Genomic DNA, 13,341 nt, shown 5'->3' with positions numbered 1-13,341 from the left:
CCGGAGTCCGCCATGAAAGCCATTGCCCTGCTGGCGGCAGCGCTGCTGTCGTCGGGGGCGGCTTCTGCCGCCCTGCTGACGACGGGCCTGCCCGTCACCGCCACGCTGAATGGTTCCGCCGATGGCTTGCTGGGCCTGGACAGCGGCTACCAACCCGGTCCCGGCAGCCATGTCACCGGGCTGACCGATGGCGACATCGAGTTCATCGCCGCCGACTACAGCTTCATGCTGGACCTCGGCAGCGATGGCCTGCTGCGCATCTACAACAACGACGCCGGCAGCAGCCTGCTCGCCGGCCTGCGTGTCGTCGAGCTGAGCTTTGCTGACCCCGGCCTGCACCTCGGCACGGCCCAGTTGCTGGGCAGCCTGCCGGGTGGACAGGTCAGCTTCGAGACGCTGAGCCCGCAGTCCCTGCGCATCACGCTGCAGGACGTGCAGTTCGGCGCCCTCTTCGGCAGTGTCGACGCCCAACTCGCCAACGCCGTCCCCGAGCCGTCGACTACGGCACTTCTGGGCCTGGGCCTGTTGGGCCTGGCCCTGCGCCGTCGCCCCCGCTAACTCCGTTCCAGGAGATCGCCATGAAGCTGTTTGCCGCGGCGCTTTGCGCGCTGCTTGCCATGCCTTTGCCTGCGTTTTCCCAGGTGGACCCTGCGCGCGAGGTGGCGCCTGCCGACGGCTTTGCCGCCCTCGGCGGCGGCACGACCGGCGGGTCGGCCGCAGCGGCCGGCCAGGTCTACACCGTCACCAACCGCGTGCAGCTGCTTGCGGCGCTGGCCAACGGCGGCAGCCAGCCGAAGATCGTCAAGGTGGTCGGCAGCATCGACATGAGCGAGGGCCGGCCCTTCACGAGCCATGCCGACCAGGACCAGCGTGCGATGGTGCGTCTGCCGTCCAACACGACGCTGATCGGCGCGGGCCCGGGGGCGGGCCTCGTCAACGGCCGTATCGAGATCATCGGCGTCGCCAACGTCATCGTGCGCAACCTCGCCATCATGGCGCCCTGCGACGTGGCGCCGGTATGGGACCCGACCGATGGCGCCACCGGCAACTGGAACTCGGCCTACGACGCTATCACGCTGCAGGGCGCCGAGCGTGTGTGGATCGACCACAACACGATCACCGACGCCCCGATCACCGACGACCAGCTGCCAGTCGAGAACGGCAAGCTCAAGCAGTGCCACGACGGCGCGATCGACATCACGCGCGGCAGCAACTACGTGACGGTGAGCTACAACCTTATCGACAAGCACGACAAGACGATGCTGATCGGCCACTCCGACAGCTACACCGCCGACATCGGCCGCCTGAAGATCACGCTGGCGAACAACGTGTTCTCCAACGTCACTCAGCGTTCGCCGCGCGTGCGTTTCGGCCAGGTTCACCTGTTCAATAACTACCACGTCGGCAGCAAGACCGCCTCGCCGTATCCGCACAGCTACAGCGTGGGCGTCGGCACCGGCGGCCAGGTCATCTCCCACGCCAACGTGCATGCCATCACCGGCGCCGCACCGGGCTGCGCGTCCGTCCTGCAGACGCTCAATCCCGACTCCGCCAGCAGCTTTGCCGACAGCGGCTCCACGCTCAACGGCGCGCCGCTGGGTGCCTGCCCGGTGTCCAGCGCCGTCGGCTGGAGCGTGCCCTATGCGTTCACCGCGCGGCCGGCGGCCCTGGTCAAGGCCAATGCGCTGGCGCGTGCCGGCGCCGGCAAGCTGACGACCAACGTGACCGGCAGCGGCTCCGTCGGCGTCACGCCGGGCAGCGTGGTGCCGGCGCGCAATGCCACCGGCGTGCATGTGGACACGGCCATCGCGATCGCCTTTGATGGCGCGCCGACGCTGGGCAGCAGCGGCTTCATCACCGTGCGCCGCGCGAGCGACAACACTGTCGTCGACCGCATCGACCTGTCCGACGCGCCGTCCACCGGCGACACGCAGACCGTCATCCCGCGCAGCAACCTCGAGATCGACGCGCTGGCCCTGGGCGCCATGCCCGAGAACGCGGCGCGAGCCCGCTTCGTCTGGTACCGCCCGGCCAGCATCACCGGCAACCAGGCCATCGTCCGCCTGCACAACAACCGGCTGGCCTTCGATACGACCTACACGGTCACGGTCGATGCCGGCGCGTTCGGCGGCAGCATCAACAGCTCGCCGTTCGCCGGCCTGACCTGGAGCTTCACCACCCGCAGCGCGCCGGCGAGCAAGACCAGCGTCACGGTGGACGACGACGGCACCACGGCCGACTTCCGCACCGTGCAGGGCGCGCTGAACTGGGTCATGGCCTGGTGTTCCACCGGCAGCTCGTCCAGCTACGGCTGCAACACCGTCGCCACGCCCAAGACCGTCACGATCCGCAATGGCCTCTACCCCGAGCTGCTGATGCTGCGCAACGTCGCCAACCTGACTCTGGTGGGCGAGAGCCGAGATGGCGTGCAGGTCGGCCGGCTGAACTTCGAGTCGCTCAACAGCGGCAGCGGCGCGAGCACCGCCGCGCCCGGCACGACGCTGACCACCAGTGGCCGCGTGCCCGGCCACCGCGTGCTCGGCGGCGGCCGCTCGGTGCTGCTGGTGGAGAACGGCGACCTGCTGCAGTTGCGCAACTTCACGCTCGTGAACCCGCATGGCCGCGCATCGCTCTACGACAACCAGGCCGAGGCGATCTACTTCAACACCAGCACCACCGCCGCGGCGCACCGCTTCATCGGCCGCGAGATGAACTTCATCAGCGAGCAGGACACGCTGCAGATCAAGGGCTATGTGTGGATCTACAAGAGCCTGATCGCCGGCAACGTGGACTTCATCTGGGGCAACGTCATGGCCGCGCTGTTCGAGGACAACGAGATCCGCAGCGTGCTCGATGCGTCCAGCAGCTCGCCCGGCTATGTGCTGCAGTCCCGCGCGACGGCGGGTGACGTGGGCTTCGTCTTCCTGAACAATCAGTTCACGGCGGGTCCGGGAGTCACGTCGGCCTACCTGGCACGCAGCGGCGGCACGACCAGCACAGCCTATGTCGACCAGGCCGCCTACATCGGCAACCGCATGGGCCCTCACATCCTGCCCGTGGGATGGTGCGTGGGCACCGGCACCAGCAAGACCGGCACCGGCGCCGGGACCTGCGGCAGCAACCCGCCGCCGTGGGCCGGCACGACCGATGGCGGTGCGACTGACGCCGCCGGCTGGCGCGAATACGGCAGCCGCGACCTGGACGGCAACCCGCTGAACACCAGTGCGCGGCTGGGCCTGTCGACAGTCACGGTGGGTGGCGTGCCAGCCAATGTGCAGTTGGCCAAGACGCTGGACAGCACGGCGGGCCTGACCAGCCGCGCCGACATCTTCTACAAGTCCACCGTCGCCACCGGCGCGCCGGGCGGCTGGGTGCCCGCGCCGTGAGGCGGCTCGCGCTGGCGTGCGTGCTCGTCAGCGTGGCGGGTGTGTCGGCCGCCCAGGGTCAGCCGCCGGTCGGCCCGCGGCTCATCCTCGTCGGCGACTCCACGATGGCGCCGCGCAGCGGCTATGGCAACGCGCTGTGCGCCCGCTTCCAGCAGGTGGCCTGCCTGAACCTCGCGCGCGGCGGACGCTCCAGCAGCAGCTACCGCGCCGAGGGCCTGTGGGGCAGCGTGCTGGCGTTGCTGAACGAACGTGGCCCGGGTGACGTGCGGCAGCAGACGCTGGTGCTGATCCAGTTCGGCCACAACGACCAGCCCGGCAAGCCCGGCCGCTCGACGGACCTGGCCACCGAGTTCGGCCCGAACCTGGCCGGCTACGTGAAGGACGTGAAGGCGGCCGGCGCCGATGTGGTGCTTGTCACGCCGCTGACCCGACGCAGCTTCAAGGCAGGCGAACTGCCCAACGACCTGCGCCCCTGGGCCGAGGCCACGCTGCGTGTGGGCGCCGAGCTGGGCGTGCCGGTGCTGGACCTCAACGCCACCAGTCACGCCGCCGTAGCTGCGATGGGCCAGGACGCGGCCGACACGCTGGCCGAGGCGCCACCACGCTTCGACCGCACTCACCTCGGGCCCAAGGGCGCCGCAGTGTTTTCCGAGCAGGTGATGACGGCCCTGCTGGCCTTGAAGCCCGAACTGGCGGGCGCCAGGACGCTGGCGCCTTAGGCGTCCAGTACGCTGCCGGTACCGGGCAGCTCGCCCGACAGCAGCTGCTTGTCCGTCAGCGGCGGGCCCTGCCAGACCTTGGCTCCGGAGGCGCCCAGGCCCAGCGCCAGTTCCCGCAGCGCGCGGATCTCTACTTGCGTCAGGCCGCCGGCATGCTCGCCCAGCGGGTGGACGATGACGATCGGGTTGGGCACGAAGCGCATGCCGCCGCCGACGACGCGGCGCGCGAAGGCTTTCAGCACTTGGTCGGCTAGCGTGAAGTCGGACACCAGCGACCGTGGGTGGGCGAAGGGGTTGTGCAGTGTTGCGCCGGCCTGCGCCGTTGCGCTGCGCGCCTGTGAGCCCACGGCCAGCACGCTGGCCTTGCCGGTCGGCGGTCGTTGAACGGCGATCTCCGGCACCTCGTCCACTTCGCGGCCCGATCGCGGGTCGCGCACCTTCACGCGTTGCGGCGAAAGCTGGATGTACAGGCGTTGGTTGAAGAAATCACGCAGCATCAGTGGGGTGGTTCATTGAGGCGGCAAGCCAGGCGGCATAGCCGCTCGATGCGGCCGCCACGGGCAGCGCAAAGACCGCCGGTACGTCGTAGGGATGTGAGGCCAGCAGCCACGCTTCCAGCGACGGATAGTTGGCCTGGTTCGTCTTGAACACCAGGCGCAGCTCGGGCTCGTGGACGACCTCGCCCTGCCAGCGGTAGGTGCTGTGGATGGGTTCCACCTGCACGCAGGCTGCGAGCCGTTGTGCCACCGCGCCGCGGGCCAGCGCGTCCGCCTGCTCGCGCGTGGCCACGGTCGTGAAGACCGCCAGCAGTTCCGACGCGTCGGCCGCCGTCATCGCTCGGCAGGCGACGCGTCGCACTTTGCGCGTGACAGCTGGCGGTACAGCCGCGGCGCTACCCACAGCGACAGCGGGCCCAGCGTCAGCGCCGACATGAAGGCCGCCTCGCCATAGCCAGCGGTGAACGGCCGCATCAGCACGAGGGCCAGGGCCTCCAGCAACACGCAGGTTGCCGCGGTTTTCAGGCGGGCGGTGCGGGCATGTCGGGCGTCACGTGTCATAGAAGCGGCTGGTGGGTGGCGTGACAGATCATCTCAGGAGTCTGTTCACGCCCAGCGCGACAGCCATGCCGTCGCGACGGCCTGCTGCTCGCGATCAAAGCGGTGGCCGCTGGGCGTGGGGCGCGTCGCGAAGGCGTCTTCGTGGCCTTGCCAGGCCCGGGCGAGCTGGGTCCAGGCCGCCTGCGTGGCGTCCCACGGAAACAACCGGTCCTGCGGCGAGCCAAACAGCAGCAAGGGGCGCGGCGCGATGAGCGCGGCCATGTCCGGGTGGTCCAACTCGGCCCCCAGGCCCGGGTGGACCATGCTGAAGGCCGACTGCCCCTGCAGTGTGTGCTCGCCCGCGCGGAGCAGGCCCTCGCGCGTGCACATCCAGTGCGAGGCGACGCAGGCGGACACGGCCGGGCAGACGCCCGCCAGTTGCCACGCGCGCAGGGCGCCCATCGAGAACCCCAGCACCGCCACGTGCCCAGCGTCGACGTCCGGCTGCTCGCGCAGCCAGCGGTGGGCGCGCAGGTCGTCGCTGGCAATGATGCCGGCCCAGTGCCGGCCCAGCTGCATCAGGTGGTTGGCCAGCGCCTGCTGGTCGTCCTTCGCAAAGCCGGGGCGGCTGCGTTCGCCCCAGCCCAGCGCATCGATGGCCAGCACGGCGAAGCCGGCGTTTACCAGCGTGTCGCCGACGAACGCGCCGCCGAACCAGCGCTGCGCCCAGGCGGCGGCCGCCGGGTTTGCCGTCAATGGACGGATCAGCTTTTCCTTGCCGATGTCGAAGCGCGCGCCGTGGTCGTGCAGCAGCAGCACCGCCGGATGTGGGCCGGGCCCTTGCGGGCGCAGGAAGAGGGCGGGCACGCGGTCGCCCAGCGCGCCACGCAGCGTCAGCGCCTGGGCCAGGTGCGGGCCGCGGTCCTGCTCGGCCATCACTTCGGTGGCCAGGCTGCTGCCGTCGTCGCCGGGGCGCAGCACCAGCCGTTGCGCCACGGCCAGCGCCTCGTCATGCCAGCCGGCGTCCGGCCGCCAGGCGAGCCGCGGGTGCCAGCGGCGCTGCAGGCCGGCCAGCGCGTCGTCGAGCGCTTCGGCGCGCGCCAACAGCGGCCAGGCCGCGAGGCCGGCAAGCGCATGCCGGCGCGCGAGCGTCACTGCGACACCTGGCGGAACAACGAGTCCCAACCCGCCCTGGGGCTCATGTCGGCCAGGTTCCAGTCCGCCTCGACGAAAGGGCGGCGGGTGGGGGTGCGGCGGGGCAGGCCTTCGGGATTGTTCTGCGTCTCGTCGTCGATGAGCCGGCCGCGGTCCTCGGCGATGTCGCTGAGCTGCTTGAAGTCCAGCGGGTCGCGTGCCCATGGCCGCGAGCCCACCATCAGCGGCAGCAGCTTCTCCAGCTCGCGCGGCTGCAGCCACTTCAGGCCCGCCGGCAGATAGGGCTCGCGCACCGGCACGATGTCGGCGGCCGTCGTGTAGCGGCCGGTCAGCGGCAGCGGCTGGCCCTGGCGGTCGACGGCCAGGTTGTCCTGCTCGAACAGCTGCACGTCGCCGACGCCGCCGAGCGTGAAGAGCGGCAGGTTCAGCGCTGTGTCGGGGCCGGCTCGGTAGACGTTGCCGGCCAGCGTGAGCCTGCCCAGTTGGTACGGCCGGCCCATCCACTCGTGCGCGATGAGGTTGTAATGGACGGCGCGCCAGCCCGGGTTGTAGATGAGGTTGTTCACCATGGCGCCCCAGGTGCCGCCCTTGAAGAGCGCGTTGCGCTCGCGGTTGGACGCGTAGATGTTGCCCAACAGCAGCACCTGCGTGACGTTGTCGTGGATGAGGCTGCCCTTGCTGTGCTCGCCCTTGAGGTGCACGGCCTCGTTCAGGCCCTCGTAGATCAGGTTGTGGCTGAACGTGATGGCGTGCGACGTGTGCGCCCGCCAGTCGTCGGGCGTCGCGCCGGCGAAGCGCTGGCCGCTGGTCGAGAGGTTCTCGTCGGTCGCCCATGAGAAGCTGCAGTGGTCGACGATGACGCGCTCGGCGCCGTCGGCGGTGGACAGGCCGTCTTGGTCGTTGCCGCTGCGTCGGGCGCGGCCGTAGGCGCCGGGGCGGATGCTCAGGTGCTGGACGATGACGTCCTTGGCGAAGACCTCCAGCTCGCCCTTGATCAGCGTGATGCCCGGGTCGGGCGCCGTCTGCCCGGCAATGGTGATGTGGCCTTCGCGCATCTTGAGGCTCTGGCCGCCCAGGTCGATGACGCCGCCGACCTCGAAGACGACGATGCGCGGGCCGCCGGCCTCCAGCGCCGCCTTCAGGCTGCCGGGGCCGTCCGCGGCCAGCGTCGTGACGCGCAGGATGCGGCCACCCTGGCCGCCTGTCGTCTGTGCCCATCCGGCGTGCACGTACGTCGCGCGGTGCAGCGGCGCGGTGTCCGACGCGTGCGCGATGCCGGCCACGACGGCCAGGGACCACAGCAGCCGCATGTCAACCCGCCATCAAGTCGGCCATCGCCTCGCGCGGGATCAGCGCGCCGGGATGCTGGATGACGCGTGCCGCCAGCCGGTTGCCGAAGGCGGCCGCCGCGGTGGCCGCCTGGCCGCGCAGCCGGCAGCCCAGGTAGCCGGCCGCGAAGGAATCGCCCGCGGCCGTGGTGTCGACGACGCGCGCCACGGCTTCGGTCGGCACATCCTGCCAGACGCCGCCCTGGCCCACGCGGGTAGGCAGCGCGCCGCGCTTGATGGCGAGCTCGCCCACCGGTAGCGCCTGCGCAGCGGCGACGGCCGCGTCAAGGTCGGGCAGCGCATGCAGCGCCTGGTGATCGTCGGCGGTGATCAGCGCGATGCTCGCCGCGGCGAAGGCGCGGCCGTACCAGTGGCGCGCTTCGGCTGCGGACTCCCACAGCCGCGGGCGGTAGTTGTTGTCGAAGGCGACGACCGCGCCGCGCGCCCGCATGCGAGCCATCAGCGCTACGGCCCGCTCGCGGCCGGCCGGCGGCAGTATGGCCAGGCTGATGCCGGACAGGTAGAGCGCGTCGAGCGCGTCGGCCTGTTCCTCCAGCGCCGTGGCCGCGCTGTCGAAATAGGCCCGTGCTGCCGCCTGGCCGCGCCAGTAGTGAAAGCGCCGCTCGCCGCCGCCGTCCAGCTCGATGAGGTAGAGGCCCGGTAGCCGGCCGGGCAGGCGCTGCACGAGGCCGGTCAGCACACCTTCGGCGGCCCAGCGCTCCAGCAGGCCCGCGCTCAGGCTGTCGTCGCCCAGCGCCGTCGCGTAATGCACTCGCAGTGCGTCGCCGCCGCAGCGGGCCAGGTAGACGGCGGTGTTCAGCGTGTCGCCGCCGAAGGTCTGCCGCAGCTGACCGAAGGCAGGGCCCTGCAGCTCGAGCATGCATTCGCCCAGCGCGGCGATGGACAGCGGCCGTGCCGACCGCGAGGAAAAGGGACTCATGAGAAATGAAACGTTGTTTCAAGCAGCATAACGGCAGCCGCGGTTCACGTCTCCTCGTGGTTCACCCAGGCCGTGTTCGCCCGGTTGGCCAAGCGCGGCGCGCTGTCTAAAGTCGGCGCTGAAAGGGAGAGCGATGAAGAAGGGTTGCCACCACGGCCGGGCCTGGGTCCAGGCCTGGGCCGCCGCGCTGCTGCTGGGCGCCGCGGCCGCACGCGCCGGTTGCCAGTTGGCGCAGCTGGAGATCCCGGTGCGGCTCGTCAACCAGCGTCCGGTCGGCACGCTGTCGTTGAACGGCACCGAGGCGCCGCTGCTGATCGACAGCGGTGCCTTTTTCAGCATGCTGTCGCCGGCAGCCGCGGCCCAGCTGAGCCTTCCGTTGCGCAGCCTGCCCGACGGCTTCCGCCTGTCGGGCTACACCGGCAACATCCGGGCGCGCCTGACCCAGGTGAGCCGCGTCGGGCTGCGCGGTCAGGAGCTGCGCGATATCGAATTCCTCGTCGGCGGCAACGAGCTGGGCTCCGGGATCATGGGCATCCTCGGCCGCAACTTCCTGTCCGTCGGTGACACCGAGTACGACCTCGCCCACGGCATCGTGCGCCTGATGTTCCCCAAAGGCGACTGCGGGCACGTCAACTTCGCCTACTGGGCCGGCGAGGCGCCGGTCATCCTGGCTGACCTGGTGAGCAACAGCTCCGCCACGGACACCGCTGTGCGCGTGAAGGTGCAGGTCAACGGCCAGAAGATGACCGCGCTTCTGGACACCGGCGCGCCCGGCACCTCGCTGATGCTCGACTCTGCCCGGAGCGCCAAGGTGCCCGAAGGCGAGTTGAAGGATCTTGGCCGCGTCGGCGGCGCGGGGCAGGGGCGCGTGCGCTCCTGGACGGCCACCATCGCCTCGTTCGAGCTGGGGGGCGAGAAGATCGCCAATGTTCCGCTGCAGATCGACGACACCCACTACTTCGACGACGACGTGCTGCTCGGGCTGGACTACTTCCTGTCGCACCGCATCTACGTGTCGCGCCTGCAGGGCAAGGTCTACGCCACCTGGAACGGCACGCCGGTATTCGCCCGCGGCGCGCCGACCGACCATTACGACACCCGCTTCGCCGCCAAGCCCGATGACATTGCGCCGGACGACGCGCAGGCGCTGGCCAGGCGCGGCGAGGCCGCCACCGCGCGCGGCGAGTACGCCAAGGCGCTGCAGGACCTGGACCGGGCGTGCGAGCTGGCGCCGACGGTGGAGGCCAACTTCCTGGCGCGTGCGCGGCTGCACCTGGCGATGTCGCACCCCGAGCGCGCGCTGCAGGACCTGGACCGCGTGCTGGCGCTGAACGCCGCGCAGCCCGACGCGCTGGCGATGCGTGCGGCGATGCGGGCCGCGCGCGACGAGCGCGACGCTGCGTTGGCCGACCTCGCCGCGCTGGACCGCCTGCTGCCGCCGCCCAGCCACCTGCGCGCCAACATGGCCACGGTCTACAGCGAGCTGGGGCTGGCGCCCGAGGCGTTGCGACAGTGGGCGCTTTGGGTGCCGACTCACCGCCATGACGCGCGGCTGGCCAGTGTGCTGAACCAGCGCTGCTGGCTGCGCGCCCGGCTGGCGCTGGACCTGAAGCTGGCCGTGGACGACTGCAAGGACGCCATCGACCTCGATGGCGACGAACCGGCCTACCGCGACAGTCTGGGCTGGGCCTACCTGCGGCTGGACGACGCGCGCAGCGCCGTCCGGGCGTTCGATGGGGCGATCAAGCTCAAGCCCATTGCCTTCTCGCACTATGGTCGCGCGCTTGCGCAGCAGCGCCTCGGCCAGGCCGACGCCGCGCAGCGTGACCTGGCCGCCGCCCGATCGTTGAACGCGGCCATCGACACGGAGGTCGGTCGCGCCGGTTTCCCGGTGGCTGCGGATGCACCCGCGCCGGAGCCCTCGTCCGCAGGCCAGGCAGTGCGTTGAACGCCGCGGGAACGCCGTGTGCCCCGCTGCCGTACGAGCAGCAGCCGCTGCGCCACACCGAGGACGACCATGAACGACGGCTACGGGCACGAGGTGCCGCCGCAGCACAGCCCCCATTCCCTTCGCCCCGTGACCCGCTTCGTCGTCGTGATGGGCGACGGGCAGGCCAGCGTGGCGCGGCTGTTCCGGGCCGACCGCACGCCCGCGGCCGAGTTCGACGCCAACACCGAGGAGGTCGCCCAGCTCATCCGCGGCGAGCCGGCCACGGGCAACGCCGCCGGCTCCGAGTGGGACGGGGCGCTGGCAGGTTTTGCGCTGGCCGACCGCGAAACCGCGCGGGTCTACGAACTGCAGGTCTGACTGGCGCCCCGCGGACCGCGGGTGGCGTTCGTCACGGATCGCGACGCCGGCCTACTTTGGGCAGTTGGACACGAGCCAGGCGGCCAGTTGCGGCAGCCAGTCGTCCACGGCCTGGGCCAGGCCGCGCGCGGCGCCGGCGGCGTCCGGCGTGGTGGGGCGCTCCAGCCGCCACAGCTGCTGTTGCGTGGCGCCAAGCGCGCCCGCCGGCCACAGCGTGGCGTGCACGCGCAGCACGGCCTGGCTGCCGGACGGGCTGCTGAACAGCTGCTCGAACTGGTCGAGGTTGACGGTCAGCAGCGTCACCGGCCTGGTCGCGTTGGCCGAAACTTCGGGGCATGCCGCTGCGGTCGCAACGGTCTCGTGCAGCCGCTGGGTCAGCAGCGCGGCGGGCGGCGCGGCCCAGACGCTGTCGCGGTAATGCTCCTGGCGCTGGGCTTGCTGGAACGCGAGGCGGTAGGCGATGCCATCGCCGTCAAGCCATGGCGGGGCGGTGACGTCTGCAATGCGCCAGGCGACGGCGCCCGGTGTGGTGGCCGTCGCGATGGTGGGCGCGGGGCCGAGGTCGTAGACAGCGCGCGGCGGCACCGTCGGCGCGAGGCTGCAGCCGGCGAGCGCTGCGGTGCAGAGGAGCAGGGCAGGAACAAATCTCATGGCGTGGCGGTCTTCAGGCGTTCCGCGAAGCCTGGCTCGCCGGGGCCGGGCGGGCGCGGCCCGCGGCCGAACAGCAGGCTTTGCGGCTGCTCGCCCAGCTCGCCAGCGGCGCGCTCCAGGCTGCGGCTGGCTGCGGACAGGTCGTTGAACAGAGGCCGGCTGCGCGGCCCGGTCTCGCCGACGAGGGCCAGCTCCAGGTTGCGGCTGGTGGCCTGCACCTGGGCGGCGGCGGCGGACAGCTTGTCCAGCGTCGACGCGCGGGCCTGCAGGTCCCGCGTCAGCGCGCGGCCGTCGGCGGCCAGCTGCTCGATCTGCTGCAGCGCCGCGGTGGCGCGCTGCGCGGTGGCGTCGGCGTCCTTCAGCAGGCCGGGCAGTTCGCGGGCGCCGGGCTGCAGTGCGGACATCAGCCGGCTGGTGTCGCCGGCCGCCTGCTCCAGCTGGTTCAGCGTGCGGCCCAGCTGGGCGCGGTTGTCATCGCTGAGGAGGCGGTTCAGCCGCTCGGCGGTCTCGGCGAATCCGGCCAGCAGCAGCGGGCCGCTTTCGGCCAGGCGGTCCAGCAGCGTGGGGTGCAGCGCGATGCGCGCGCCGGCCTCGGCGCGGCGCAGCGGGGCCTTGGGCTCGCCTTCCTCCAGGCTGATGAAGGACAGGCCCGTGACGCCCTGCAGGCCCAGCTGGGCATAGGTCGTCGTGGACACCGGGGCGGTCGCGTCGACCGCGATGTCGACGAGGATCTGGCGCGGCTCCTGCGGGTCGAAGCCGATGGCCTCGACGAAGCCCACCTCCACGCCGCGCAGCTTGACCGGCGCCTTGAGGTTCAGGCCGGCGACGCCGCTGCGCGAGACGATGGTGTAGTGCACGCGTTCCGTCCGGTCGCCCTGGAACCAGGCGACGGTGGCTGCCAGGGCCAGGCCCAGCAGCAGAAGGAACAGGCCGGCGGCGACGGCGTGAGCTTTGTTTTCCATGGATCAGTGGGCAGTTTGTTCTTCGCGGAGCACGGCGGGGACCCCGCCGTCGTCGCTGGTGTCGTCGAGGCTCAGGCGGAAGCGCTTCACGTCTTCCTCCGCGCAGCGCTCAAGGTGGCCCAGGAAGAAGTTGCGCACGAAGGGATGGGGCAGGCGGGCGACCTGCGTCAGCGGCCCACAGGCGATGATGTGCTGGTCGGCCAACACGGCCACGCGGTCCACGACGGCGAACAGCGTGTCCACGTCGTGCGTGATCATGACGACCGTCAGCCCCAGCTCCTGCCGCAGCTTGCGCAGTAGCTTGACGAATTGCTTGGCGCTGTCCGGGTCCAGCCCGGCGGTGGGCTCGTCGAGGAACAGCAACTGCGGGTCAAGGATCAGCGCCCGCGCCAGCGACACGCGCTTGACCATGCCGCCCGACAGTTCCGCCGGTCGCTTGAGCGCGTCGTCCGGCTTCAGGCCCACCTGCGCCAGCTTCAGCATGACCAGCGGCGCAATGACATCGGCCGGCACGCTCTTCAACTCGCGCAGCGGCAGCGCGATGTTGTCGAACACGTTGAGCGCCGAGAACAGTGCGCCGTTCTGGAACAGCACACCCCAGCGGTAGCGCACGCGCTCCAGGTCGCGGGCGGCGCAGCGGCCCAGCGGGTGGCCGAAGATCTTCACCGTGCCGGACTGCGGCACCTCCAGCCCCAGCAGCAGGCGCAGCAGCGTCGTCTTGCCGGAGCCGGACCCTCCGATCAGCGCCAGCACCTCGCCGCGGTGCACGGTGAGGTTCAGGTGGCGGTGGATGACATGGCCGTCGAAGGCCGTCGTCACGTTGTCGACTTCGATGATGGGGTCGTCCGCAGCCAT

Annotated in this window: 14 protein-coding genes; 5 read left to right on the top strand and 9 right to left on the bottom strand. The window is 71.1% G+C overall.

The window, feature by feature from the left end:
- The first annotated feature begins 12 nt into the window (after window positions 1-12).
- The 3 genes from LXT13_RS09180 to LXT13_RS09170 are packed head-to-tail and all read left to right on the top strand — an operon-like array spanning window position 13 to window position 4,105.
- A complete protein-coding gene (locus LXT13_RS09180; RefSeq protein ID WP_233371628.1) occupies window positions 13-558 on the top strand; it encodes a PEP-CTERM sorting domain-containing protein in 546 nt (181 codons plus the stop codon).
- 20 nt (window positions 559-578) lie between these two features.
- A complete protein-coding gene (locus LXT13_RS09175) occupies window positions 579-3,386 on the top strand; it encodes a pectate lyase family protein (protein WP_233371627.1) in 2,808 nt (935 codons plus the stop codon).
- Window positions 3,383-4,105 (top strand): rhamnogalacturonan acetylesterase, encoded by a 723-nt coding sequence (locus tag LXT13_RS09170; protein WP_233371626.1) that lies wholly within the window; start codon window positions 3,383-3,385, stop codon window positions 4,103-4,105. The genes LXT13_RS09175 and LXT13_RS09170 overlap by 4 nt, the downstream gene beginning before the upstream one ends.
- Here LXT13_RS09170 and LXT13_RS09165 read toward each other — a convergent pair.
- Genes LXT13_RS09165 through LXT13_RS09140 form a run of 6 tightly spaced genes read right to left on the bottom strand, consistent with a single transcriptional unit; the run spans window position 4,102 to window position 8,565 of the window.
- On the bottom strand, window positions 4,102-4,602 hold the full coding sequence (locus LXT13_RS09165; RefSeq protein ID WP_233371625.1) for a rod shape-determining protein: 501 nt from the start codon (window positions 4,600-4,602) through the stop codon (window positions 4,102-4,104). The genes LXT13_RS09170 and LXT13_RS09165 overlap by 4 nt on opposite strands.
- Window positions 4,592-4,939 carry a divalent-cation tolerance protein CutA gene (cutA, locus tag LXT13_RS09160; protein WP_233371624.1) on the bottom strand — a complete coding sequence of 116 codons (348 nt, stop codon included), beginning with the start codon at window positions 4,937-4,939 and terminating at the stop codon, window positions 4,592-4,594. Before cutA ends, LXT13_RS09165 begins: the two co-directional genes overlap by 11 nt.
- Complete coding sequence (locus LXT13_RS09155; protein ID WP_233371623.1) at window positions 4,936-5,163, bottom strand: hypothetical protein; 228 nt, start codon at window positions 5,161-5,163, stop codon at window positions 4,936-4,938. The genes cutA and LXT13_RS09155 overlap by 4 nt, the downstream gene beginning before the upstream one ends.
- Before the next feature lie 45 nt (window positions 5,164-5,208).
- Window positions 5,209-6,297: an alpha/beta hydrolase family protein gene (locus tag LXT13_RS09150; RefSeq protein WP_233371622.1), complete on the bottom strand. Its 1,089-nt coding sequence runs from the start codon at window positions 6,295-6,297 to the stop codon at window positions 5,209-5,211.
- On the bottom strand, window positions 6,294-7,607 hold the full coding sequence (locus tag LXT13_RS09145) for a pectate lyase family protein (RefSeq protein WP_233371621.1): 1,314 nt from the start codon (window positions 7,605-7,607) through the stop codon (window positions 6,294-6,296). Before LXT13_RS09145 ends, LXT13_RS09150 begins: the two co-directional genes overlap by 4 nt.
- A gap of 1 nt (window position 7,608) precedes the next feature.
- Window positions 7,609-8,565: a sugar kinase gene (locus LXT13_RS09140; protein WP_233371620.1), complete on the bottom strand. Its 957-nt coding sequence runs from the start codon at window positions 8,563-8,565 to the stop codon at window positions 7,609-7,611.
- A gap of 133 nt (window positions 8,566-8,698) precedes the next feature.
- Between LXT13_RS09140 and LXT13_RS09135 the strand changes: the two genes are divergently transcribed.
- Both LXT13_RS09135 and LXT13_RS09130 read left to right on the top strand, forming a co-directional pair.
- Window positions 8,699-10,513: a retroviral-like aspartic protease family protein gene (locus LXT13_RS09135; protein WP_233371619.1), complete on the top strand. Its 1,815-nt coding sequence runs from the start codon at window positions 8,699-8,701 to the stop codon at window positions 10,511-10,513.
- A gap of 69 nt (window positions 10,514-10,582) precedes the next feature.
- Entirely contained in the window at window positions 10,583-10,873 is a 291-nt protein-coding gene (locus tag LXT13_RS09130; RefSeq protein ID WP_233371618.1) for a hypothetical protein, read from the top strand.
- 51 nt (window positions 10,874-10,924) lie between these two features.
- On the opposite strand, the gene LXT13_RS09125 is transcribed toward LXT13_RS09130, so the two are convergent.
- From LXT13_RS09125 to LXT13_RS09115, 3 genes are read right to left on the bottom strand one after another with little or no spacing between them, the layout of a single operon-like run.
- Window positions 10,925-11,524, bottom strand: coding sequence for an ABC-type transport auxiliary lipoprotein family protein (locus LXT13_RS09125; RefSeq protein WP_233371617.1), 600 nt, complete (start codon window positions 11,522-11,524; stop codon window positions 10,925-10,927).
- Entirely contained in the window at window positions 11,521-12,486 is a 966-nt protein-coding gene (locus LXT13_RS09120; RefSeq protein WP_233371616.1) for an MlaD family protein, read from the bottom strand. The genes LXT13_RS09125 and LXT13_RS09120 overlap by 4 nt, the downstream gene beginning before the upstream one ends.
- Before the next feature lie 3 nt (window positions 12,487-12,489).
- Window positions 12,490-13,341 carry an ABC transporter ATP-binding protein gene (locus tag LXT13_RS09115; protein WP_233371614.1) on the bottom strand — a complete coding sequence of 284 codons (852 nt, stop codon included), beginning with the start codon at window positions 13,339-13,341 and terminating at the stop codon, window positions 12,490-12,492.

It is taken from the genome of Pelomonas cellulosilytica, assembly GCF_021353265.1.
In the GTDB taxonomy this organism is placed as follows: domain Bacteria; phylum Pseudomonadota; class Gammaproteobacteria; order Burkholderiales; family Burkholderiaceae_C; genus Pelomonas; species Pelomonas cellulosilytica.
This window is presented reverse-complemented; position numbering and strand designations above follow the sequence as displayed.